This is a genomic window from Tenacibaculum pelagium, from assembly GCF_014062345.1.
GTDB lineage: Bacteria > Bacteroidota > Bacteroidia > Flavobacteriales > Flavobacteriaceae > Polaribacter > Polaribacter pelagius.
In genome coordinates, this window is sequence record NZ_JACGLS010000003.1 from 19,989 (window position 1) to 44,263 (window position 24,275).

23 protein-coding genes and 1 pseudogene are annotated in these 24,275 nt (G+C 28.7%); all 24 read left to right on the plus strand.

The annotated features are described in order from the left end of the window. Positions 1–3 precede the first annotated feature (3 nt). Positions 4–125 (plus strand): annotated as a pseudogene (locus H3Z83_RS07100) (adenylyltransferase/cytidyltransferase family protein); the annotation flags it as partial. Positions 126–218: 93 nt separating this feature from the next. Next, positions 219–1,193, plus strand: a complete 975-nt coding sequence (locus H3Z83_RS07105) for a type I phosphomannose isomerase catalytic subunit (RefSeq protein WP_182124788.1) — start codon at positions 219–221, stop codon at positions 1,191–1,193. Next, on the plus strand, positions 1,193–2,206 hold the full coding sequence (locus H3Z83_RS07110; RefSeq protein ID WP_182124789.1) for a mannose-1-phosphate guanylyltransferase: 1,014 nt from the start codon (positions 1,193–1,195) through the stop codon (positions 2,204–2,206). The genes H3Z83_RS07105 and H3Z83_RS07110 overlap by 1 nt, the downstream gene beginning before the upstream one ends. A 22-nt stretch (positions 2,207–2,228) precedes the next feature. Continuing rightward, a complete protein-coding gene (gene wecB, locus H3Z83_RS07115) occupies positions 2,229–3,368 on the plus strand; it encodes a non-hydrolyzing UDP-N-acetylglucosamine 2-epimerase (RefSeq protein ID WP_182124790.1) in 1,140 nt (379 codons plus the stop codon). A gap of 3 nt (positions 3,369–3,371) precedes the next feature. Next, the gene (gene wecC / locus H3Z83_RS07120; protein WP_182124791.1) at positions 3,372–4,586 is read left to right on the plus strand and encodes a UDP-N-acetyl-D-mannosamine dehydrogenase; all 1,215 of its coding nucleotides are present in this window, start codon (positions 3,372–3,374) and stop codon (positions 4,584–4,586) included. Positions 4,587–4,599: 13 nt separating this feature from the next. Then, positions 4,600–5,718, plus strand: a complete 1,119-nt coding sequence (gene gmd / locus H3Z83_RS07125; protein WP_182124792.1) for a GDP-mannose 4,6-dehydratase — start codon at positions 4,600–4,602, stop codon at positions 5,716–5,718. Between the two features lie 2 nt (positions 5,719–5,720). Then, positions 5,721–6,791, plus strand: coding sequence for a GDP-L-fucose synthase family protein (locus H3Z83_RS07130; RefSeq protein ID WP_182124793.1), 1,071 nt, complete (start codon positions 5,721–5,723; stop codon positions 6,789–6,791). Between the two features lie 14 nt (positions 6,792–6,805). Continuing rightward, the gene (locus H3Z83_RS07135) at positions 6,806–8,161 is read left to right on the plus strand and encodes a lipopolysaccharide biosynthesis protein (RefSeq protein ID WP_182124794.1); all 1,356 of its coding nucleotides are present in this window, start codon (positions 6,806–6,808) and stop codon (positions 8,159–8,161) included. A 4-nt stretch (positions 8,162–8,165) separates the two neighbouring features. Further along, complete coding sequence (locus H3Z83_RS07140) at positions 8,166–8,378, plus strand: hypothetical protein (RefSeq protein ID WP_182124795.1); 213 nt, start codon at positions 8,166–8,168, stop codon at positions 8,376–8,378. 2 nt (positions 8,379–8,380) lie between these two features. Continuing rightward, positions 8,381–9,031: a nucleotidyltransferase family protein gene (locus H3Z83_RS07145; RefSeq protein WP_182124796.1), complete on the plus strand. Its 651-nt coding sequence runs from the start codon at positions 8,381–8,383 to the stop codon at positions 9,029–9,031. Positions 9,032–9,033: 2 nt separating this feature from the next. After that, positions 9,034–9,789, plus strand: a complete 756-nt coding sequence (locus tag H3Z83_RS07150) for a hypothetical protein (protein WP_182124797.1) — start codon at positions 9,034–9,036, stop codon at positions 9,787–9,789. A 74-nt stretch (positions 9,790–9,863) separates the two neighbouring features. Further along, positions 9,864–10,985 carry a hypothetical protein gene (locus H3Z83_RS07155; RefSeq protein WP_182124798.1) on the plus strand — a complete coding sequence of 374 codons (1,122 nt, stop codon included), beginning with the start codon at positions 9,864–9,866 and terminating at the stop codon, positions 10,983–10,985. Then, entirely contained in the window at positions 10,966–12,186 is a 1,221-nt protein-coding gene (locus H3Z83_RS07160; RefSeq protein WP_182124799.1) for a glycosyltransferase, read from the plus strand. Before H3Z83_RS07155 ends, H3Z83_RS07160 begins: the two co-directional genes overlap by 20 nt. 5 nt (positions 12,187–12,191) lie before the next feature. Continuing rightward, positions 12,192–13,283 (plus strand): glycosyltransferase, encoded by a 1,092-nt coding sequence (locus tag H3Z83_RS07165; protein WP_182124800.1) that lies wholly within the window; start codon positions 12,192–12,194, stop codon positions 13,281–13,283. Positions 13,284–13,287: 4 nt separating this feature from the next. Next, positions 13,288–13,785 carry an acyltransferase gene (locus tag H3Z83_RS07170; protein ID WP_182124801.1) on the plus strand — a complete coding sequence of 166 codons (498 nt, stop codon included), beginning with the start codon at positions 13,288–13,290 and terminating at the stop codon, positions 13,783–13,785. After that, entirely contained in the window at positions 13,782–14,831 is a 1,050-nt protein-coding gene (locus tag H3Z83_RS07175; RefSeq protein WP_182124802.1) for a glycosyltransferase family 4 protein, read from the plus strand. Before H3Z83_RS07170 ends, H3Z83_RS07175 begins: the two co-directional genes overlap by 4 nt. Beyond that, positions 14,828–15,940 (plus strand): glycosyltransferase, encoded by a 1,113-nt coding sequence (locus H3Z83_RS07180; RefSeq protein WP_182124803.1) that lies wholly within the window; start codon positions 14,828–14,830, stop codon positions 15,938–15,940. The genes H3Z83_RS07175 and H3Z83_RS07180 overlap by 4 nt, the downstream gene beginning before the upstream one ends. A gap of 9 nt (positions 15,941–15,949) precedes the next feature. After that, positions 15,950–17,083, plus strand: coding sequence for an N-acetyl sugar amidotransferase (locus tag H3Z83_RS07185; RefSeq protein ID WP_262889553.1), 1,134 nt, complete (start codon positions 15,950–15,952; stop codon positions 17,081–17,083). Further along, positions 17,080–17,703, plus strand: coding sequence for an imidazole glycerol phosphate synthase subunit HisH (gene hisH / locus H3Z83_RS07190; protein WP_182124805.1), 624 nt, complete (start codon positions 17,080–17,082; stop codon positions 17,701–17,703). Before H3Z83_RS07185 ends, hisH begins: the two co-directional genes overlap by 4 nt. Next, entirely contained in the window at positions 17,696–18,457 is a 762-nt protein-coding gene (locus H3Z83_RS07195) for an AglZ/HisF2 family acetamidino modification protein (protein WP_182124806.1), read from the plus strand. The genes hisH and H3Z83_RS07195 overlap by 8 nt, the downstream gene beginning before the upstream one ends. A 35-nt stretch (positions 18,458–18,492) precedes the next feature. Beyond that, positions 18,493–20,613, plus strand: a complete 2,121-nt coding sequence (locus H3Z83_RS07200) for a bi-domain-containing oxidoreductase (RefSeq protein WP_182124807.1) — start codon at positions 18,493–18,495, stop codon at positions 20,611–20,613. Then, positions 20,595–22,178 (plus strand): alginate lyase family protein, encoded by a 1,584-nt coding sequence (locus H3Z83_RS07205; RefSeq protein WP_182124808.1) that lies wholly within the window; start codon positions 20,595–20,597, stop codon positions 22,176–22,178. The genes H3Z83_RS07200 and H3Z83_RS07205 overlap by 19 nt, the downstream gene beginning before the upstream one ends. 2 nt (positions 22,179–22,180) lie before the next feature. Next, the gene (locus H3Z83_RS07210; protein WP_182124809.1) at positions 22,181–23,359 is read left to right on the plus strand and encodes a glycosyltransferase family 4 protein; all 1,179 of its coding nucleotides are present in this window, start codon (positions 22,181–22,183) and stop codon (positions 23,357–23,359) included. Then, positions 23,352–24,275: an NAD-dependent epimerase/dehydratase family protein gene (locus H3Z83_RS07215; protein WP_182124810.1), complete on the plus strand. Its 924-nt coding sequence runs from the start codon at positions 23,352–23,354 to the stop codon at positions 24,273–24,275. Before H3Z83_RS07210 ends, H3Z83_RS07215 begins: the two co-directional genes overlap by 8 nt.

A 24,275-nucleotide genomic window follows, 5' to 3' on the forward strand; every position in this document is an offset into this window, starting at 1 on the left:
AAAATGAAAATAGGAATTACTTTTAGTGCCTTCGATTTACTTCATGCAGGGCATATTAAGATGCTGGAAGATGCAAAGGAGAAATATAATCATTTATTTATGGTTTACAAACAGGCTTAACATTGGGGTAGCCAGAGAAATGGATTAAAAAATAAAGCTTGACGAAAGAAATTGATGTGTGATGAAAAAAGAATATAGCACTAAAAATAGGTAGATAGATGAAAATATATCCATTAAAATTTACTCCTATTTTAAAACAAAAAATTTGGGGAGGAATATCTTTAATTAATAACCTTAATAAAACTTCAGATTTTGAAAAAAATATTGGTGAAAGTTGGGAGTTGTCAGGTGTGAAAGGAAATGAATCAGTTGTAAGTAACGGTCTTTATAAAGGAATTTCAATTGTTGATTTATTGGTTAGGTTTAAAGGGGATTTAGTGGGTGATAGAGTTTACAAAGATTTTGGTGATAAATTTCCTTTGTTATTCAAGTTTATTGATGCGGCAGATGACTTATCTTTGCAGTTGCATCCTAATGATTTACTAGCTAAGAAAAGACATGGTTCATTGGGGAAAACAGAGATGTGGTATGTTTTAGATGCTAAAGATGGATCGAAAATATATGCTGGGTTTAACAAAGAATTAAATATAGAAACATATTTTGATTTTTTTACTAAAGGGAAAATTTTAGATACAATTCATATAGACGAAGTTAAAAAAAATGATGCTTTTTTTATTGATGTAGGTACAATTCATGCTATTGGTAAAGGGATTTTGATTGCTGAAATTCAACAAACTTCAGATATTACTTATAGAGTTTATGATTGGGATAGAGTAGATAATAATGGGAAGGAAAGAGAATTGCATACTAATTTAGCTATTGATGCTTTAGATTTTTCTAAAAAAGGGTCATGTAGGTTAAATTATACCAATAAAGTAAATTGTACAAATACAGTATTCAGTTGTAATTATTTCACTACTAATAAATTGAATATTGATAAGGAGTTGAAAAGAGAATTGAAAAAAATAGATTCTTTTGTTGTTTATATGTGTGTTGAAGGTAGAGGAGAGATTGAAGTTGAAGGTTATGTAGAAGATTTTAAAAAAGGAGAAACAATTTTAATTCCAGCATGTGCCAGTAAAGTATTAATTAAAACGAATAAAAACTTTCAATTGCTAGAAGTATATATATAATGACACAGAAAGTTGTAAATGTAATTTTAAGTGGTGGTTCTGGCACAAGATTATGGCCTCTGTCTAGAGAAAGTAAGCCAAAACAGTTCTTGCCAATGTTTGATAAATTATCGCTTTTTCAGCATACCATAATGAGAAATAAAAAGATAGCTTCTGATTTTTTATTAGTAACTAATTCATCTCAAATTAATTATGCTGAGGAGCAAATTCAAAAAATGAATATTAAATTTATTAATAGAATTATTGAGCCAGTAGGCCGAAATACTGCTCCTGCTATAGCTCTAGCAGCTCTTAGTTTGAATGATGATGATATAATGATAATTACACCTTCAGACCATATGATAGGAGATTTAGATTTATATAAAGAATCGATTGAAAGAGCAATTGAATTAGCAAACAAGGACTTCTTAGTTACATTTGGAATAAAGCCAAGAACTCCCAATACAGGCTTCGGCTACATAGCACATGATAAAGAAAAGGTATTAAGTTTTAGAGAAAAACCAGATATAAATACAGCAATCTCTTTCTTGAAGAAAGGGAATTTTAGCTGGAATAGTGGAATGTTTTGTTTTAAAGCTTCTACTTTTCTGGAAGAATTGTACAAGTATAATAAAAACATGTATTTAGCTTGTAAAAATGCATATAATTCTATTAATAATGAAGAAGAAATTGATAGAGATTTGATGTTAAAAATACCATCAGATAGCATTGATTACACAATACTAGAAAAAAGTGATAAAATAAAAATTATTTCCTCTAATTTTTATTGGACTGATTTAGGTACTTTTGATGCTATCGTTGATTATTTTGAGGAAGGAAATGCGGTAGATGATTTAAAGAAAATCAATGTAAATAGTTTTGGTTTTGTGTCTAGGAAAGAAGTGTACACAAATGTAGAAGGGATAATAGTTATTGATACAGAAGACGGTTTGGTTGTTTTAGAAAGGAATAAAACAAATGATATAAAAAAGATATATAATATTGCTATATCTAGTAATGCTCTATTGAAATAGTGAAAAATAGTTTGAAATGATTATGAATAGTAATTGTAAAAAAAGAAACCTTATTATTTTTGGAACAAGACCAGAAGCTATTAAAATGGCTCCTTTAGTGAAAGAGTTTCAGGAAAATAATGATTTTTTTGAAACAAAAGTTTGCATCACTGCTCAACATAGAGAAATGTTAGATCAGGTTTTAGAATTCTTTGAAATTAATCCTGATTACGATATGAATTTAATGAAGCCAAATCAGAATTTATATACCCTAACAGCTGATATAATTTCAGGGTTAAAACCTGTTTTAGAGGACTTTAAGCCAGATTTTGTTTATGTTCATGGCGATACAACTACAACTATGGCCTCTAGTATTGCTTCTTTTTATTCTGGAGCAAAAGTTTGTCACGTTGAGGCTGGTTTAAGAACTTTCAATAAAAGATCACCTTTCCCTGAGGAAGTAAATAGAAGTGTAGCAGGTAGTATATGTGATTATCATTTCTCACCAACAACTACTTCAAAAAGTAATTTATTAAGAGAAAATATCTCTGAAGAATCAATACTAGTTACTGGTAATACAGTTATTGATGCGTTACACTTTAGTTCCGAAAAAGTTACTTCAGAAAATTATTCTGATGAAGAGGTTACAATGCTTAAAAATATTGTCGAGACTTCTAAAAAACTGGTTTTAGTTACTGGCCATAGAAGAGAGAATCATGGACAAGGATTTATAAATATTTGTTCAGCTCTTAAAGAATTAGCCAATACAAACGAAGATATTCAAATTATATATCCTGTACATTTAAATCCAAATGTTCAGAAGCCTGTTTATGAATTATTAAATGGAATAGATAATGTGAAACTTATATCTCCGTTATCATATCCAGCATTTGTTTGGTTAATGAATCAATCGTATTTAATTATTACTGATAGTGGTGGAGTTCAAGAAGAAGCACCTAGTTTAGGGAAGCCAGTATTAGTAATGAGAGATACTACGGAAAGACCTGAGGCTGTTGATGCAGGAACAGTACTATTAGTAGGAACAGATAAAAATAAAATCGTAAAAGAAGCTCAAAAATTGTTGAACGATGATAATGCTTACTTATCAATGAGTAAACTTCATAATCCTTATGGTGATGGAAAAGCATGTGTGCAGATTGTTAACTTTATAAAAGAAATATAAGAAATGAATAAACCAGAAGTTGTAATGATAGGTCTTGGTTATATCGGTTTACCTACAGCTGCTTTAATAGCTCAAAACGAAGTTAATGTCCACGGAGTTGATATTAACACTAATGTTGTTGAAACTATTAATAGAGGTGAAATTCATATTGTTGAGCCAGAATTAGATCAGGCTGTTGATAGTACAGTAAAAAAGGGTTATTTGAAAGCGTCTACTTCAGCTGTAGAGGCAAACAATTATTTAATTGTTGTACCTACTCCATTTAAGGGAAAAAACGAGCCAGATATTTCTTTTGTTAAAGCAGCAACATATAGTATAATTCCATTATTAAAAGAAGGTGATTTATATATTATAGAGTCAACTTCGCCAGTCGGAACTACCGAGAAAATGAGAGATTTAATATACCAAGAAAGACCAGAGTTAAAAGGTAAATTATATATGGCGTATTGTCCAGAAAGAGTTCTTCCAGGGAATGTAATGTATGAGTTAGTACATAATGATAGGGTTATAGGAGGAATCGATGATGTATCTACACAAAAAGCTTTAGAATTTTATGGAAAGTATGTAAAAGGAGAATTGCATAAAACAAATGCACGTACGGCAGAGATGTGTAAATTAGTTGAAAATTCATCAAGAGATGTTCAGATAGCATTTGCTAATGAGCTATCGTTAATATGTGACAAAGCAGATATTAATGTTTGGGAGTTAATTAACTTAGCAAATAAACATCCAAGAGTTAATATTTTACAACCAGGATGTGGTGTTGGAGGACATTGTATTGCTGTTGATCCTTATTTCATTGTTTCCGAATATCCAATGGAATCTAAAATTATTGGTACTGCAAGAGAGGTAAATAACTATAAATCTTTTTGGTGTGCAGAAAAAATTCAAACAGCAAAATTACAGTTTGAATTAGAGTATGGTAGAAAACCTAAAGTAGCTTTAATGGGATTAGCTTTTAAACCTAATATTGATGATTTAAGAGAATCTCCAGCTAAGTATATAGTAAATAAAGTTTTGCAAAATGATAGTAATGGTGAATACTTTATTGTAGAGCCTAATATTAAAGAGCATAAAGTGTTTAAGCTAACAGATTATAAAGAAGCAATATATAAAGCGGATATTGTTGCATTCTTAGTAGCTCATAAAGAGTTTGCAAATTTAACTTTTAAAGAAAGTCAGGAAGTATTAGATTTCTGTGGTGTTTCCAAAAAATAATATTAGAATTAAAATGAAGAAAAAAGTAGCGTTAATTACGGGAGTTACAGGACAAGATGGAGCTTATTTGAGTGAGTTTTTGTTAAAAAAAGGATATGAGGTTCATGGAATGAAAAGAAGGTCTTCCCTTTTTAATACAGATAGAATAGATCATTTATATCAAGATCCACATATAGAAAACCGTAATTTCTTTTTGCATTATGGTGATATGACTGATAGTACTAATATTACACGTCTTATCAAAGAGATCCTACCAGATGAAATTTATAACTTAGCAGCAATGAGTCATGTGCATGTTTCCTTTGAAACACCTGAGTATACTGGTAATGCAGATGGGTTAGGTACGCTTCGTATATTAGATGCTGTACGTTTATTAGGGTTAGAGAAAACAACCAGAATTTATCAGGCGTCCACTTCTGAACTATATGGAAGGGTTCAAGAAGTGCCTCAATCAGAAACCACACCTTTTTATCCAAGATCACCTTATGCAGTTGCGAAAATGTATGCATTTTGGATTACAGTAAATTATAGAGAAGCTTATGATATGTATACTTGTAATGGAATTTTATTTAATCATGAATCACCACTAAGAGGCGAAACGTTTGTGACTCGTAAAATTACAAGAGCAGTATCAAGGATTGCTTTGGGACTTCAAGATAAGTTCTATCTAGGGAATTTAAATGCAAAAAGAGATTGGGGGCATGCAAAAGATTATGTTCGTATGATGTGGATGATTTTACAAGCTGATAAAGCTGAGGATTGGGTGATTGCGACAGGAAAGACTACTACTGTTAGAGACTTTGTAAGAATGAGTTTTGGTGAAGTAGGAATAGAGTTAGAGTTTAAAGGTGAAGGAGTGAATGAAGTTGCTTATGTGAAAACATGTAGTGATCCAAAATATCAGTTAGAAATAGGAAAAGAAATACTATCAGTTGATCCAATATATTTCAGACCAACGGAAGTAGACTTGTTAGTAGGCGACCCATCTAAAGCAAATAATAAATTAGGTTGGAAACCAAAATACGATTTACCTGCTTTAGTAAAAGATATGATGAAAAGTGATTTAAAATTAATGAGTAAAGACCAATATCTAAAAGAAGGTGGTTATGTTACTTTAAATTATTTTGAATAATTATGAATAAAGGTTCGAAAATATATATAGCTGGTCATAAAGGGTTAGTTGGTAGTGCGATACTTCAAAATTTAATATCTAAAGGATATACAAATTTAATAACAAGATCACATAATGAACTAGACCTTATAGATACAAAATCTGTAGCTAAGTTCTTTAAAGAAGAAAAACCAGAATATGTGTTTTTAGCAGCAGCAAGAGTAGGAGGCATTATTGCTAACAACACTTATAGAGCAGATTTTATTTATGAAAATATGATGATTCAAAACAATGTTATTCATCAAAGCTATTTAAATAAAGTTAAAAAGTTATTGTTTTTAGGAAGTACTTGTATTTACCCAAAGAATTGTCTTCAACCAATGAAGGAAGACTATCTTTTAACTGGAGAGTTGGAATATACTAACGAACCTTATGCCATAGCAAAAATAGCAGGGATAAAAATGTGTGAAAGTTATAATTTACAATATAAGACAAATTTTATTTCTGTAATGCCAACAAATTTATATGGTCCTAATGATAATTTTGATTTAGAAAAATCACATGTATTACCGGCTCTAATAAGAAAAATGCACTTGGCTAAATTATTAGAAGAGAAAAAGACCGAAAATGTTTTAGAGGACTTAGAAATAGAAAACTTGAAAGATGCAATGAGTTATTTGCAATCTTTTGGAGTTTCTTCGGAGTCTGTTGAAATTTGGGGAAGTGGAAAGCCTATGCGAGAATTTTTGTGGAGTGAAGATATGGCTGATGCATGTGTTTTTATAGTAGAAAAAAGAGACTTTAAAGATATTTATAAAGTTAAATCAGATGTTGATGAAGTTAAAAACACTCACCTAAATATAGGTACAGGAATTGATATCTCAATAAAAGACTTAGCGTTTCTGATTAAAAAAATTGTTGGATTTAAAGGAAAGTTAGTTTTTAATTCGAATAAACCTGATGGGACAATGAAAAAATTAACAGATGTATCTAAATTGAATAGTTTAGGGTGGAAGCATCAAATAGATCTAGAGTTAGGAGTAGAGAAAATGTATAAATGGTATCTCTCCAATAAAGAGTTAAATAAAATCTAATAATTGGCTTTTAGGTGAGAATTAAAGATAAAATAAGATCTTTTTTTAAAGGGCATGAGAGAACAGTTAAAGCAAAGAAAAATATAATTATTACATCTTTTTGTAATGCAATTTCTGTATTAGTTAGCTTTCTGTTTGTCCCTTTAATGTTAAATGTGTTAAGTGATGTAGAGTACGGTGCTTGGTTAACTTTAACTTCAGTTGTTTCTTGGTTTACTTTTTTTGATCTAGGATTAGGTAATGGGTTGAGAAATAGATTGACAAAATCTATTGCTAATAAACAATATAAAAGAGCTAAAATGTATGTAAGTACTGCTTATGGAGGTATCTCTATAGTTGTATTGCTTTTAGTAATATTATTTTCGTTCATATATAATATACTCAATTGGAATTCAGTTTTTAATATACCTGAATCAGTAGCAGATTTTAGTAAAATAATAGCTATTACAGTATATTTTTTTTTAGGGAAATTTATATTCCAACTTATAAATTCTATTTTATTAGCTAATCTAAATTCAGGAATAACAAGTGTAATAATATCATTAACGAATGTTGTTAATTTTTTAGGAGTTTATCTTCTGGATATTTTTTCGGAAGCCACATTTTTAAATGTAACAATTGTTATGAGTATTATTCCTGTATTTATATTGTTATTATTTACAATTTTCTATTTCAATACTACATTTAAAAAGATTAAACCTTCTATTCATTTTGTTAATTTTAGATTAAGTAAAGATCTATTTAATTTAGGCTTTAAATTTTTTTACATTCAGATAGCTGTTATTGTTTTATTTTCTACAGATAATTTTATTATTTCTAAAGTTTTGGGTCCTGAAGAGGTTGTTCCATATAATATATCACATAAATATTTCGCTGTAATACTTATGTTTTTTTCTATAATAACTGGTCCTTTATGGAGTTCTGTAACAGAGGCTTATGAGAAATCTGATTTTATTTGGATAAAAAAATCAATAAGAATAATGCTTAGATTTTGGTTTTTATCAGTTTTTTTAGTTTTGCTAATGATGATTTTTTCGAATAAGTTTTATAAAATTTGGGTTGGTGATGAGGTTGTAGTTCCTGTAAGTCTGTCTATTTTAATGGGGGTATACATAATAATGTCTACTTTTAGTTTAATATTTACCAATTTTATAAATGGTGTTGGTGCAGTAAAACTACAATTATACACAGCTACTATTTCAATGATTATTAATATACCATTATCCATTTATTTCGCTAAATATTTGGAAATGGGATCTAAAGGGGTTATACTGGCGACATGTGTATCTTTATCTTACTCAATGATATTGAAACCGGTACAGTATTATAAAATAATAAATAAAACCGGTACAGGAATTTGGATAAAATAAAATTATGGGAGAAATAATAAAAAAATTTGGAGCTATTACTATAGCTGAAAGTGATATAGATTTTGAACTTAATAAACCTCATGCGAAGGGAGGACTTAATTCGGTGCATATTCAATCTAATAAAATGAGAATAGAAATGGATGAGAAAGAGTTCTTGAAGTTATCTTTAACTATACTTGAAGCGGAAAAGAAATTAAAAAGATTGAAAGGGCTGTAAATATGGAGAGTTTTGTAGATAAAAAAGATATTCATGAATTATTTAAAACTTTAGAAGAAGGTAAAATAGAATATGCTTTATTGAGAAATATAGGGGGTGAGCTTCCTAAGAAATTAAGTATTAAGAAGGATATTGATATAATTGTACATCCTAAAGATATTAAACAGCTAATTTCTATTCTTAAGAAGAAACAGTGGAGTTTAGTTAAACACCCATGGGATTTTGGGAATAATTTTATTTTTCTTTATTCTATGGATCCTTTTCTATTCTTTAAGAAGAATCAATTACATTTAGATGTGTGCTTTCAATTGTCTTGTAGAAGTCTTAATAATGGAGAATGGTTTCCTTTAGATGAGTTTATTCAAGAGTCTATATGGATTAATAGAGTTAAGGTTGATAGCCCTTGGAAGTATATATTAAATAATGAGGACTATTTTATACATTTAGTTACAAGATCCATTTTTGATAAAAAGAAATTTGTACAAGGGTATGTTGATGAGATAGAAAGAATCTTGCCTGAAATAAGTGAAGAAAGATTAATAAAAAAACTAGAACTAGTCTTTTTTAAATACACAAGTAGCTTGATGAAATTGATAAAAGAGAAAGAGTATAAAAAAATAAGAACAAATTATATTAAATATTCAAATTATTAATAGTGAGTAATCCAGCAGTAATAATTCTCTCAGAATGTAGAACGAAGAGAAATGAAAGTTTTAGAGTAGAAGATAATATTGGAGAATCAATTCATATTCATTATGAAAATTTACGATTTGATTTAACCATTAATGATTTATTAAAACTCGCAGATTTTCTACGTCAAGTAATAAACGGTATAGTAGATAACGAAAATTTTCAAGTAGAGTGTTTTGATCCAGTTTTTTTAAAACATGTAGGAGAATATCTAAATGATATTAAAAAAATAGAGATTGTTAACGTTGATTTACATCAATTAGAGGTAAATGTTAAAAATTTTATAGGATTACCCATCGTAAGTAAGTTAAAAAAATCTATAGTTTATAAAGCTATTAAAGGAGATGATAAAGCATATATAAATTATTCTCAGGAAAATGACATCTTTATGACAAATGAAGAGAGGTTATTAGGAGTTAAAAATTATTTAAATACTCATGAGTACCCATATAATAATGAGTATATCGTTTTATTTAATAATCAAAATATCATTAGAGATGGTCAACATAGGGCTTCTATTTTACTTAGTAAAAAAAATAAATATGCAGAAGTTGTTCGAATTCATTTCAAGAACGATAAAGCAAATCTATCAAAGCATCCTTATTTGAAATATATATTCCATTGGAATACTACAAGAGTCAAAAATGTACTTAGGTTCTTTTGGAGGCATTATAAAAATTTAAAATATAGGCTAGAAGCAAAAATTAAGAGATCTTTTTAATGCATATATTAGGGTACTTACGGAAATTTAATTTTGAGATAAAATTATACCTCTTTTTATTACTCCTTACACTTTTGAATAAAGGATTTGATTTGGAGATTAAGGGTGTGGTATATGGTGTTTTAGGGGGGGTGTATTTGTTGTTGTTTTTTAGAAATATTTTATATAAACAATTAAAATTAAATTTTTTTATTTTCTATTTTTTATTTCTTATTTATCTACTCTTTTTAGGTGTAATTAATGAAAACTTCTCGTCATATCTCTTTTTTGATTTATTAACATTTTCAAGTATAATATTTATTTTTTTAATAGGAAAAGAAGATAAACAGAGTTATTTTTATAAGACTCTGCCTAGGTTAGGGGTTTGGATAAATATTATTTCTTTATCATTAGCACTTTTATATGTATTGAATTATGGATTAACTACTTCCTCTATAAAAACAGGAAGAGGACTGAATGATCTAAAGGGATCTTTGTTTTCGCCTAAATACTTAATGTACGGATCATTTTTTATATATCCATTAGTAGTTTATGTAAAAAATAAAACAGATAAGTTAATTTATTTAATAGGGATGGTTTTTTTCATAGCTTTTAGTTTGTTTATGGGTTCAAGAGGAACAACAGTAATAGGAATTGTAGTGATGGGAATAACGTATTATGTTGAGTCTAAAATTGAAGGGAAAAAAATATTGAAATTAGGGAGATTAGTTTTGATTTTTTTTGGGTTAATTTTATTTGCCGTTTTTTCAGAGTCAAACAAAATCTTTAGTTCTATTGAATATTTATTGTTACGTTTTGAATCTGGTAAAGTAGGAGTGCATAGAAATGAGGAAGCATTTTCTGTTATAAATAGTTTGACAACTTCAGAATTGTTTACGGGTAGAGGGTTAGGCGCATCAAATAAATACTGGATTTTTTCAGACTTGATTAATGGTGTTAATAATGTTCATTATGGTAGTGTGTTTTTGTTGTTAAAGGGAGGTTTTTTCTTTTTATTTATGATTTATATTAAAATTATTTCTAGTTTAATTAAGTTGTGGAAGCATGACGTATTGAAGCCATACTCTATAATTTTGATTACTTTTATTATAACTGATTTTTCACACAATAACTTTAATAATTTTGCGAATTTGATTTTTATGTTCGTGGCTTTAACAGCAACAAATTTAATTAAATATGAGAGTACTTCACGTTAGTGTATCAGATGGGTTAGGAGGAGCAGCAATAGCAGCTAAAAGGTTAAGTGAATTGATGAATAAATATGGAGGAGTGAATTCTAATATGCTAGTATTAATTAAAAACACTAACAGTGAAGAAGTAAAACCGGTTACTAAATTACAATTTACATGTGCAAGAGTAAATAATAAAATTAATAATACTTTAACCAAAAAAAAGAAATGTTATGGGCTTTTTAGTTTTGCTTATTTAGGTTTAGACTTAAGCAAACATGAACTAGTAAAAAAAGCAGACGTAATTTATATTCATTGGGTAAATAACGGAATGATGTCTTGGAAGGGTATTGAAAAGATTATTTTATTACAAAAGCCAGTTTTTTTATTTAACCATGATATGTGGTATTTTACTGGAGGATGCCATCAAAGTAATGGCTGTGAACAATTTAAATTTGGATGTCCATCGTGTGTGTTTTTTGAGACAATCCAGATGAAGAACATAGTGAGAGAAAGATTTTTAAAAAAGAAAAATACTTATGAAAATCACATTAATGTCCATCATATTTTTCCAAGTACTATATTTTATACTATGGGGTTAGAAAGTAATATACTTAATAAAAAAAATATTCACTATATCCCGAATATTTTAGATACAAGTAAATTTATTCCGATAAAGGAGGAGAATAAAAATAAAAAAATAAAAGTACTTTATGGAGCAATGGGGGGAAAAACTAATTTATACAAAGGATGGAGTCATTTTAGATATCTATTAAATACTATGGAACAAGAAGTACTTGAAAATGTTGAATTTTTATTATTTGGGTATGATTTTGATCAGGAAGAATTAAATGAGTTAAAAGTTAATGTAAAGAGTTATGGTATGGTTAACTCTGAAGAAAAAATGATAGAAGTTTATCAAAATGCAGATGTTTTTATATTCCCTTCATTACAAGAATCATTTGGACAAACTTTATTTGAAGCAATGTCTTGTGGGGTTATTCCTGTAGCTTATGATGTTGGAGCAGCTAGAGATTTAATAATTCATAAATTTAATGGGTATTTATTATCGGTTGGAGATAAAAAGGGGCTTGTTAAGAGTGTTTATGATTTAATAAAAAAGGACAATCTATCACAAATGAAAAAAAGAGTTAGGAGTCATATAGAGAAAAATTTTTTGTCAGAAAGTTTAGTTCAGAAACATGTACAATTATTAAAAATAAAATAAATTTTATGTTTAAAGGAGTTTTTATAGGTCAATTTATCCCTGAAAAAAAAGCCAATCAAGACGTAAGAATATCTCAAGCAGGTAATAATTATCAATTTAAGCTGATAAAGATGTTAAGTCCTCAAAAGGCCTTTTCCTTGGTACCAATTTTTTTTGATTCACCCATTAATATGGAAGAAGAGAGTATTTGCTATATCAGAAACTTACCTAAGAAAGTTAAGTTTCCCCCTTATAAAAAACTTTATAGGCTAATTAAAGACACATTTCATCTTAATCAACTAATAAAAAAAGAAGAAGTAGAAAATACTTTTTACTATAATATTGATAGACAAAATGTGTTTAGTATAATTATGACCAAATACATATTAAAAAAGAAAGTATATTTAATTTTAGCAGATAACCCTAATCATGAATTAAAAACATTTTCGGATAGATTTTTTTATTTTATAATGAAGAAAGTCAATGGAGCTTTAGTTCTAAATGCGAACGTATCTATTAATAAAAATCAACAATTACTCCAAGGTTTAGTTGAAGAAAATCAGTTACAATTAAAAAAAGGAAATTTAAAAAAGAATATTATTTTTTCAGGATCTTTAGGGAAAACAACTGGATTTGAAGTTGCTCTCGAAGCCATATCTAAAAGAAAAGATTGTACCCTGTATATTACAGGAAAACCTTATAAGTACTCAGATTATGAGTTTGAAAAAATTATACAATCGTATTCGAAATATAATAATATAAAGTATTTAGGACTTTTAGATTTTGATAAATATCAAGAGATCCTTGAGAGGTGTGATATAGCATTTAGTTTAAGAAATCCACTAGATGATGAGCATGAATATAATTTTCCTTCAAAAATATTAGAATATCTTTCTAAGTCCAAATTTGTTATTTCTACACTAGAGTATAAAGGGTTCGAGAATAGATATTTATTTAATTGTGAATTTAATTCAGAATCAGTTAATAAGATTTTAGACAATATTTATAGCTTAGAGACTGATGAAGTGGATAGGTTAAGAATCTTAATATATAATTATTTAAAGGATAATTTCACAAAAATAAGTTTGTTAAATAAAATAGAAAAGTTAATAAATTAGGTTTATGAATAGGGTTTTTAGATATGTTTTAGCTAAACTTCTTAGGTTGTTACCTTTAATTTCTTTTCCAAAGGTAAATGTTAGCATTTTTAGAAGTTTTGGGTATGATATTGATAAGAGTGCTAGAATTTATTCTTCTGTATCTATATTTGGAAACATAGGAGTAAAAATTGGAGCAAGAACTCATATAGGCAATGAAACTATAATAACAGGAGGAAACGCAAAAATTTTTATAGGAAAAGATTGCGATATATCAGATAGGGTTTCTATAGTTTGTGGAACTCATGAAATAGCATATTCAGGTAATAAAGCAGCAGGAAAAGGAATCGGTAAGGATATAGTTATAGGAAATGGGGTATGGATTGGATATGGAGCTTTAATTTTACCAGGAGTAAAAATAGGAGATAAGGCTATAGTTGGGGCAGGTTGCGTGGTGAGTAAAGATGTATTAGAAAGGCAAGTAGTTATAGGTAACCCGATGAGAGTAATTAAAAATATATGAAAAAAAAGAAAATCATTTTCCTTTATTCTGAAGTTGTAGGGTACTTGATACCAATTTTTAAATCTTTAGTAGAAGATTATGAATTTGAGGTCCACGTAGTTTTTTGGGATAAAAATAGAATGAAACCATATAAGCCAGTAGGCACTAAAGGAGTATTTTATTACCCTTCATCAAACTATAACAGAAAACAAATTTTAACATTTTGTAAACATATATCTCCAGATATTGTTTATGTTTCTGGATGGATGGATAAAAAATATTTGCATGCAACCAAATATTTAAAAAGAGAAGGAGTGCCGATTGTTACTGGGTTTGATGATCGTTGGGTTAATAGTTTTCGCCAAAAATTGGGAGCATTTCTGTTTCCCTTTTTATATAAAAAATATTTTTCACATGCTTGGGTAGCGGGTGTTGAACAATATGAGTTTGCTAGTAGATTAGGTTTTGTGAAAGAAAAAATTATATTTGATTTATTGTCAGCAAATACAGAAGTATTTGATAAAAATAAATATGAAGAAAAACACTTGAAAAAAAAAACATTTTTATACGTTGGTAACTTTAGAAAAGTAAAAGGGACTGATATTTTAATTGAAGCTTATAAAATATATAAAGAGAGGTTTAATGGAGATTGGAGTTTGGTGTGTGTTGGTAACGGTGAATTAGATAAAATACTGAAAAATGTTAAAGGTTTGAAATTATATCCTTATTCTAATGAGCAAGAATTAATTAATATTGCATTAAAGTCATCGGTGTTTATACTACCGAGTCGAAACGACCAATGGGGAGTCGTAGTTCATGAATTTGCTGGATTAGGACTCCCTTTATTATTGTCTGAAAATGTTGGTGCAAAATGCACTTTTTTTATAAATAAATTTAATGGTCTATTATTTGAAAATAACTCTCCAGAAGAGTTGGCTCAAAAAATGAAAGAATTTTCTCAAATGAATTATAAAGATTTAAAAGTGATGGGAGAAAATAGTTACCTTTTATCTAAAAGAATTTCACCCCAATTTTCTGTAGCAAATTTAATGTCAGTATTAAAATGATGAGTAATATACTAGTAAATTTTTCAAAAGCTAATGTGGGAGGAGGAAAAAGCATACTTATAAACTTTCTTGAGCATTCACATAAACTCAATGAACATAAATATTTTATTATTACTCCAGATTATAATAAATATAAAAGTTTTACTAAAAATAATATTTATATACTTGACATAAAAAAGATATATCTAAAGAATACATTCTTTATATTCTTTTATTGTTATTACATTCAAAAACTTATAAAAAGAAATGAGATAGATTTGATTTTTAATTTTGGAGATGTTATTATTCCTACAAAAAGGAAACAAGTTTATTATTTTGATTGGGCTTATGCGGTATATGGAGAAAATTATTTATGGGAAAGAATGTCTGTAAAAGATGTTTTATTAAGGAAAACTAAAATCTTTTTGATAGGTAGGTATATTAAAAAATTAAGTCTTGTTATAGTACAAAGTCAAAATATTAATGATAGGATAAGAAAAAAATATAATATAAATAAGTTAATTACAATGCCTACCCCTGTAAACTTTACAGGAAATAATGTTAAGTTTGCTGATAAAGAGAAATATAATGTTGATAAACTTAAAATATTTTATCCAGCATCTTTTTTTTCTCATAAGAATTTTGAGATAATAATTTCGTTAGCTAACGATATAAAGAGATTGAATAAAGGACATATAATTTACTTAACATTAAATAAAGAATCTTCTGAAGATTTTTTTTTAAAAATAAAAGAGTTAAAATTAAATAATCAAATAAAAAACTTGGGTAGGTTGAATCTTGAAGAAATTCAAAAAGTATATAGAGAAAGTGATATAGTGGTTATACCTTCATTACTAGAGTCTTTTGGTTTAACATATTACGAATCAATGTATTATAGGAAGCCTGTTGTAGCTTCTAATTTAGATTTTGCTAAAGTTGCATGTAAAAATGCGGCGCTTTATTTTGATCCATTTAACTCAATAGATATATTAGATAAAATAGAAGTTACATTTAAAGATGATATGTTAAATTTAAGATTAGATAGAGGAGAGGAAATTGTTAAAGAGTTACCAAAATGGGAAGAGACGATGATGCTTTTTGAAAAAGAAATAAATAGTGTTTTGAGATAAATGAAAAATATGAGAGAATACCAAATATGTTCAAACTGTGTTATGGACACTACAGATTCAAAAATAGTTTTTGATAAAAATGGAGTTTGTGACCACTGTAATACTTTTTACACTGATATTTTACCTAAATGGCACACAGATGAAAGAGGCCATAAGGAGCTGGAAGGGATTATATCAAAAATAAAGAAGGAAGGTAAAGGTAAAGATTTTGACTGTTTAATGGGAATGAGTGGCGGAATTGATAGTTCGTACTTATTATATGTAATGGTTAAAAAGTATGGCTTAAGACCTTTAGTATTTCACGTAGATGCAGGATGGAATTCTCAAATTGCTGTTAATAATATAGAAAGATTAGTCGATGGTTTAGGATTAGATTTATATACTGAAGTAATTAATTGGGAAGAAATTAAAGACTTACAGTTAGCTTTTTTTAAGTCTGGTGTACCCCATGTTGATGTGCCTCAAGATCATGCTTTTTTTGCAACGATGTATAAATTTGCTTCTAAGCATAAAATCAAATATATCTTAACTGGAGGTAACTATTCTACCGAATGTGTTAGAAATCCATTAGAATGGATGTATTATCAATCAGACTCTATACAGTTAAAGGATATTTATAAGAAATTCGGTACAGGTAAATTGAAAGATTATCCTGTTTCTAATATTTTATGGCATAAAATATATCTTCCATATGTTAGAGGAATTAAATTAATTAGACCATTAGATTTTGTTCCATACAATAAAGATGAAGCAATGCAGCTTTTAGTAGATGAATTTGGTTATCAAAAATATCCTCAAAAACATTTTGAGTCTAGATTTACCAGATTTTATGAGGCGTATTGGTTACCTGAAAAATTTGGATACGATACTAGAAAAGTACAATATTCAAGTTTAATATTAACCAACCAAATGACACGTGAAGAAGCTATAGAAGCTTTATCTAAACCAGGGTATGATCCAGAAACCATTGCACAAGATTTTGAATATATTGCAACAAAGTTAGGAATAACTGTAGAAGAATTGCAGTCATATATGGATGCTCCTAATAAAACGTACAAAGATTATAAGTCACAAGAAAACATATATAATATAGGAGCTAAAGTAATGAGAGCATTAGGACTAGAAAAAGGAGGTAAAAGATGATTGGTATTGTTGATTATGGATCTGGTAATATTTATGCGATTGCGACAATATTCAAAAATCTAAATATTCCGCATAAAATTATTAGTAAACCAGATGAATTAGAAGAGGCATCAAAGCTAATCTTACCAGGAGTAGGAGCATTTGATGAAACAATGCAGCAACTGATGAATTCAGGTCTTCAAGAAAAGCTTAATTATTTAGTTCTTGAGAAAAAAACCCCAGTATTTGGTATATGTGTTGGAATGCAAATACTCGGTAATGGAAGTGATGAAGGCGAGCTAAAAGGATTGGGATGGATTCCGGGTAATGTTAGAAAATTTGATGAAAAAACTATTCCAAATAAACCTCATTTGCCTCATATGGGATGGAATACTATAAAAAACAACAATAATCATCCAATATTTAATAACATAGATGAAGATTTTGGATTCTATTTTGTACATAGTTATTATTTCGAATGTGAGAATGAAGAACATGTATTATCAAAATGCAATTACGGAATAGAGTTTGCCTCTTCAATATATAGTAATCATATTTTTGGAATGCAATTTCACCCTGAAAAGAGTCATGGAAATGGAGTACAATTACTAAAAAATTTTGCTGAATTAGAGTATGCTTAGATCTAGGATAATACCATGTTTGTTAGTTCATAATAAAGGATTGGTGAAAACAGTAAATTTCAAAGACGCCAAATATGTTGGTGACCCCATTAATGCTGTAAAGATATTTAATGAAAAAGAGGTAGATGAATTAATGGTTCTTGATATTGATGCATCTAAAGAAAAAAAGGCTCCAAACTTCGAAATGATTAAAAATTTAGCAGTAGAATGCAGAATGCCTTTCTGTTATGGTGGCGGTGTAACAACTGTTGAACAGGCGAGAAAAATAATTAGCTTAGGAGCAGAAAAAGTTGCACTTTCTTCGGCAGCACTAAATAATCTTGATTTATGTGTTAAAATAGGAGAAGTAGTAGGAGCACAAAGTGTTGTAGTTGTAATAGATGTTAAAAAAAGAAAACTTTTTGGAGGATATGATATCTATACAATTAATGGAACTAAAAAGTCGAAATGGAAATTAAAGGACCTTATTAAAGAGTTAGATAATATAGGTGTTGGAGAAATTGTTATTAATTCTATTGATAATGATGGCGTGATGAAGGGGTATGATATGGATTTAGCAGAAACAATTCGCGATTTATGTAAAATGCCTCTTACTATTTTAGGTGGTGCTGGTAGTTTAGAAGATGTCAAAAAACTAATTTCAAAATTTAAAGTTATTGGCGCAGCAGCTGGGAGTCTTTTCGTATTTAAAGGGAAATACAGAGCTGTACTAATAAATTATCCAAACAGAGAAGAAAGAAAGCCTCTGTACTAATAATTCAAAAAATTGGATTAAGTAATAAAGAAATAATGAAACAAATTATACAAGACCTTAAAAAAGGTGATACAATATTAGAAGAAGTTCCTGTTCCATTGGTAAAAAAAGGTCATGTACTTATAAAGACTTCTAAATCATTAGTTTCTCTTGGAACTGAGAAAATGCTAGTAGAATTTGGTAAAGCGAATTTTATTCAAAAAGCAAAACAACAACCTGATAAGGTTAAGATGGTTTTAGATAAGGTTAAAACTGATGGGTTGAAACCAACAATAGATGCTGTTTTTAATAAATTAGGTCAACCCTTACCTCTTGGATATTGTAATGTAGGAGAAGTTGTAGCTGTAGGAAAAGGTGTTTCAGAATTTAAAATTGGAGATCGAGTTGCGTCTAATGGTAATCATGCAGAGTATGTATTAGTCCCTAAAAACCTAGTTGCAAAAATCCCAGATAACGTATCAGATGAAGAAGCAGCTTTTACGGTAATTGGTGCAATTGGTTTACAAGGTATTAGATTGCTTAACCCTACATTTGGAGAAACAATTGTAGTTGTAGGATTGGGTCTTATTGGTTTGGTAACAGCTGAGCTTCTAAAAGCCAATGGGTGTAATGTTATTGGGTTTGATTTTGATCCGGAAAAAATTAAAATTGCAAAATCTAAAGGTATTACAGCAATAAACCCATCTGAAGGTACAGATCAAGTGAAATTTGTTGAGACTTTTACAAATGGAGTAGGAGCAGATGGAGTTATTATTACAGCTTCAAGTAAGAGTAATGAAATTATCTCTCAATCAGCGCAAATGTGTCGAAAACTTGGTAGAATTGTTCTTGTAGGTGTAATAGGATTAGATATTAGTAGAGCAGATTTTTACAATAAGGAAATATCTTTTCAAGTTTCATGCTCTTACGGACCTGGAAGATATGATGAAGAATATGAACAGAAAGGTAACGATTACCCAATAGGTTATGTTCGATGGACAGAAAAAAGAAACTTTGAAGCTGTATTAAACGCTATTTCTGTTGGTTCGTTAGATGTTAATCCGCTAATAACAGAGAGAGTTCCTCTTAAGGAGTTTGAAACTATATATGGAGACATGTCTTCATCAAAATCAATTGCCTCAATTTTAGAATACAATTCAACAGAGGAACCAAAAAATACAGTTACATTAAACGAAAAGGAGTTTGGTGGAAATAAAGGAATTATTGGTATTGTTGGGGCTGGTAATTTTACAAGTGCAACTATTTTACCGAGTCTTAAAAAATTAAATGCAGATATAAAATACATCGCTAGTTCTGGAGGTTTGTCATCTACGACAATGGCAAAGCAGTACGGTATTACTAATTCAACAACAAATTATAAAGAAATACTTACCGATAATGAAGCAGATTTAGTTTTTATTACTACGAAACACAATATGCATGCATCGATGGTACTCGAAACATTGAGAGCAGATAAAAGTGTTTTCGTTGAAAAACCATTGGCTTTAAATAGAGATGAACTTAATGAAATTATAGAAGAATATAATTCTAGAAATGTTTCAATTTCTGTTGGATTCAATAGACGATTTGCTCCTTTGGCAAAGCAAATGAAGAAGGTTTTGGGTAAGGATAATACTCCTATGAATATTGTAGCAACAATGAATGCCGGGTTTATTCCTTCCGATGTTTGGGTTCATGATATGGAAATAGGAGGAGGAAGAATAATTGGAGAGGCGTGTCACTACATTGATTTATGTACTTATTTAGCTGGTAGTAAAGTAAAATCTGTTTGTATGAATTCCATGGGAGTTAATCCAGAAGAAAATACAGATAATGCTAGCATCCTTTTAAAGTATGAAAATGGTACGAATGCAGTTATTAATTATTTTGCTAATGGTTCAAAAGCTTACTCAAAGGAGAGGGTTGAGGTATATTCTCAGGAAAGAACATTAGTTATGGATAATTGGAGAAAATTAAGAGGGTTTGGATTTAAGAAATTCTCAAAATGCTCTTCTAAACAAGACAAAGGTCATTATAATCAATTTAATGAATTAATTAGCAGCCAAAAATCAGGTGGCGAATCAATCATCCCGTTTGAAGAGATTGTAAATACAACTAAAGCCTCCTTTGCTGCTATTGAATCTTTGAAAGAAGGAAGATGGATAGAAGTAAAATAATTACGTTATATCATACAATTAAATACTTAAAGCCTGTTCAAGTTTATTACAGGCTTTACTATTTATTACGTAATCGATTTTATAAAAAATCTTATTCTAAAAAGGAAATAAATCGAGTTATAGATTTAATTTGGAGTGACAAAGTTTTTAATAATAAATCTTATTTAGGAGCCAAGGATTTTGAGTTTTTAAATATTCCTATGAGTTTTGAGAATAATATAAATTGGAATTATTCTGAATTCGGAAAACTATGGACATATAATTTGAATTACTTCGACTTTTTAAATCAAAAGGAAATTTCTGTAGACTCTGGTTTAGAGTTGATAAAAAATTATATCAATCAAGATTCAGCATTATTAGATGGAAAAGAACCTTACGTTATTTCTTTAAGAGGAATTAACTGGGTTAAATTTTTGTCTAAAAATACTATAAAAGATAAAATCATTGATGAAACACTTTATCATCATTATCAAATTTTACTAGATAATTTAGAATATCATCTTTTGGGAAATCATTTACTTGAAAATGGATTTTCTTTACTGTTCGGAGGGTATTATTTTCAGGATAAAAAACTATCAAATTCAGCTCGAAAAATTCTAAAATCAGAATTAGAAGAGCAAATCTTGAATGATGGAGCCCATTATGAACTTTCTCCAATGTATCACCAGATTTTATTGGGACGACTTTTGGATTGTATTCAATTAGTTAGACGTAATGAGAAAATTGATGACAAAAATTTATTAGGTTTTCTAGAAGACAAGGCTTGTAGCATGTTATCATGGTTAGCAAACATCACATATAAAAACGGTAATATCCCATTATTAAATGATAGTTCTGTTGGAATAGCACCTACTTCAAAAGAGTTATTCAGTTATGCTGAATCTTTAAAATTAAAATGGAGAAATATTAAGTTGTTTGATTCTGGTTATAGAAAATTTGAATCAGATAAATTTGAAGTTGTTATAGATGTTGGAAATATCCAACCGTCTTACCAACCAGGACATGTTCATTCAGACACATTTAGTTTTGAGTTATATTCTGAGAATATCCCAATAATAGTTGATCCCGGGGTTTCTACTTATGAAAAAAATGAGAGAAGACAGAAAGAGAGAGGAACTTATTATCATAATACTGTTCAATTAGGGGATTTAGAACAAACTCAAGTTTGGGGAGGATTTAGAGTTGCGAAAAGAGCTAAAGTATTTGCTATAAGTGAAGATGAAAATAAAATTTTAGCCAAACATGATGGCTATAAAAATAAAGGAATTATCCATGCCAGACAATTTCATCTAGACGAAAACAATCTAATATTAAGAGATTGTTTGGAAGGTATATCTTCCTTGGATAAAAAAATGATTCTACATCTTCATCCTGATGTTCAAATAAATGAGGTCAATAAAGCGGAATTTCATTTAAATAGTTTGAAATTAAGCTTTATAGAAGAGTTTGACAAAGTAGTTGTTCAGGATTACGAATTTAGTATAGGGTTTAATAAAACAAGAAAAGGGAAAAAAATAGTGGTATTTTTCAATGGCGAATTGGAGACACGTATTACCGAAATATAATTATGAAGATATTATTCTTAACATTCTATTACGAACCTGATTTATCAGCGGGATCTTTTAGAAACACTTCCTTATTTAAGGAACTTTTAAATCATTTAAATGATGATGATGAACTTGAGGTAATAACAACACACCCTAATAGATATGACTCTTTCAAAGCAGAAGCAAAAGATAAAGAAGAAATTAAAGAAGGAGTTGTGGTTAACAGGATAAAAATTCCTGAGCATGGAAGCGGAATTATAGGGCAAGTTAAGTCATATAAAGAGTTTTATTTTAAGGCTTTAAATCTTACTAAGAATAAAAATTATGATTTAGTTTATGCTTCTTCATCTCGTTTATTTACAGCTTATCTTGGTGCAAAAATTGCCAGAAAGAAAAAGGCTAAGTTATATTTAGATATTAGAGATATCTTCAGAGAAACAATTACAGATTTATACAAAAATAAGATTATCAATTTAGGACTAAACTTAGTTTTAAAACCTATTGAGAATTATACTTTCGGAAGAGCTGGGCATATAAATTTAGTTTCAAAAGGGTTTAAAAGTTATTTTAAAAACTACAAAAAGGTAAAGTATTCATTTTTTACAAATGGAATTGATGAGTTATTTTTATCACTTACGACAATTTATACAGTAGAGAAAAAGGACGAAGTCAAAACTATAGTTTATGGTGGTAATATAGGAGAAGGACAAGGATTAGATTTGATTATACCAGATATTGCTAAGAAATTATCGGAAACACATAAATTTCAAATTATTGGTGATGGAGGAGCTAGAGCTAAACTAGAGGAAAGACTAAAGGCCAATAATGTAGAAAATGTTGAAATGATAGGCCCAGTTAGTAGAAATGAGTTGATAGATTACTATCAAAAAGCTGATTATCTATTTTTACATTTAAATAGGCATAAGGCTTTTGAAAGAGTATTACCATCTAAACTTTTTGAATATGGAACTTTTAATAAACCTATAATTGCTGGAGTAGATGGGTATGCTAAAGAATTTTTAAAAGAGAATATGTCGAATTTAATTTTATTCGAACCAACAAATACAGAGGAACTTTATAATAAGTTAATGAATTATATATATAAGAACGAAGAAAGAATAGAATTTAAGAAAAATTTCAACAGGGAGGAGATTAATAAAAGAATGACAGAGTCAATAATAAGTTTTGGGAATGACTAATAATATTTTAATCAGTGGAATAACTGGATTTGTTGGGTCCAATTTATTTAATTATTTAAAAGAAGACTATAGAATTCAAGGAGTTTCTAGAAGAATAACAGAAGAATTAATTTCTTATGATACTTTAGATAAGGAAGTTTTAGATATTAGTAAAGCTTTTATTCATTTAGCAGGTAAAGCTCATGATTTAAAAAATACTGCTCAGGAGGAAGAATATTTTGCTATTAATTTTGAACTTACAAAACAGGTGTTTAATAAATTTTTAAAGAGTGAATGTGAGGTCTTTGTTTTTATGAGCTCTGTTAAAGCTGTTGCTGATGAAGTAGAAACTTTTCTTACGGAAGAAGTTATTCCAAACCCTGTAACAGTATATGGTAAATCAAAATTGGCAGCCGAGAACTATATACTTAGTAAAGAAATACCTAAAGATAAAAGAGTTTATATTTTAAGACCTTGTATGATTCATGGTCCTTATAATAAAGGAAATCTAAATTTATTATATAGTTTTGTGTCAAAAGGTATACCTTATCCATTTGGAAGATTTAAAAATAAACGTTCTTTTTTATCTGTGGAGAATCTATGTTTTGTGATAAAAGAATTGATAGAAAATAAAAATGTTTTATCTGGAGTATATCAGGTTGCAGATGATCAACCTATTTCAACAAAAGAGTTGGTGAAAAATATAGGTTTGGCTATAAATAAAAGAGTATTAATTCTTAATACTCCAAAATTTATAATCAATTTTTTAGGTAAAGTTGGGGATGTTATTCCTTTTCCGATTAATTCAGAAAAAACACATAAGCTAACAAGTAATTATGTTGTTTTAAATAAAAGGATTAAGAAAGCCATTGGGAAGAGGCTTCCTTTGAGTGTAGAGGAAGGGATACAGTTAACTATTAAAAGTTTTAATAAATAA

Coding starts and splice junctions, on each gene's coding strand:
- H3Z83_RS07105 (WP_182124788.1), top strand. CDS start 219: ATGAAAATATATCCATTAAAATTTACTCCTATTTTAAAACAAAAAATT.
- H3Z83_RS07110 (WP_182124789.1), top strand. CDS start 1,193: ATGACACAGAAAGTTGTAAATGTAATTTTAAGTGGTGGTTCTGGCACA.
- wecB (WP_182124790.1), top strand. CDS start 2,229: ATGAATAGTAATTGTAAAAAAAGAAACCTTATTATTTTTGGAACAAGA.
- wecC (WP_182124791.1), top strand. CDS start 3,372: ATGAATAAACCAGAAGTTGTAATGATAGGTCTTGGTTATATCGGTTTA.
- gmd (WP_182124792.1), top strand. CDS start 4,600: ATGAAGAAAAAAGTAGCGTTAATTACGGGAGTTACAGGACAAGATGGA.
- H3Z83_RS07130 (WP_182124793.1), top strand. CDS start 5,721: ATGAATAAAGGTTCGAAAATATATATAGCTGGTCATAAAGGGTTAGTT.
- H3Z83_RS07140 (WP_182124795.1), top strand. CDS start 8,166: ATGGGAGAAATAATAAAAAAATTTGGAGCTATTACTATAGCTGAAAGT.
- H3Z83_RS07145 (WP_182124796.1), top strand. CDS start 8,381: ATGGAGAGTTTTGTAGATAAAAAAGATATTCATGAATTATTTAAAACT.
- H3Z83_RS07160 (WP_182124799.1), top strand. CDS start 10,966: ATGAGAGTACTTCACGTTAGTGTATCAGATGGGTTAGGAGGAGCAGCA.
- H3Z83_RS07165 (WP_182124800.1), top strand. CDS start 12,192: ATGTTTAAAGGAGTTTTTATAGGTCAATTTATCCCTGAAAAAAAAGCC.
- H3Z83_RS07170 (WP_182124801.1), top strand. CDS start 13,288: ATGAATAGGGTTTTTAGATATGTTTTAGCTAAACTTCTTAGGTTGTTA.
- H3Z83_RS07175 (WP_182124802.1), top strand. CDS start 13,782: ATGAAAAAAAAGAAAATCATTTTCCTTTATTCTGAAGTTGTAGGGTAC.
- H3Z83_RS07180 (WP_182124803.1), top strand. CDS start 14,828: ATGATGAGTAATATACTAGTAAATTTTTCAAAAGCTAATGTGGGAGGA.
- H3Z83_RS07185 (WP_262889553.1), top strand. CDS start 15,950: ATGAGAGAATACCAAATATGTTCAAACTGTGTTATGGACACTACAGAT.
- hisH (WP_182124805.1), top strand. CDS start 17,080: ATGATTGGTATTGTTGATTATGGATCTGGTAATATTTATGCGATTGCG.
- H3Z83_RS07195 (WP_182124806.1), top strand. CDS start 17,696: ATGCTTAGATCTAGGATAATACCATGTTTGTTAGTTCATAATAAAGGA.
- H3Z83_RS07200 (WP_182124807.1), top strand. CDS start 18,493: ATGAAACAAATTATACAAGACCTTAAAAAAGGTGATACAATATTAGAA.
- H3Z83_RS07205 (WP_182124808.1), top strand. CDS start 20,595: ATGGATAGAAGTAAAATAATTACGTTATATCATACAATTAAATACTTA.
- H3Z83_RS07210 (WP_182124809.1), top strand. CDS start 22,181: ATGAAGATATTATTCTTAACATTCTATTACGAACCTGATTTATCAGCG.
- H3Z83_RS07215 (WP_182124810.1), top strand. CDS start 23,352: ATGACTAATAATATTTTAATCAGTGGAATAACTGGATTTGTTGGGTCC.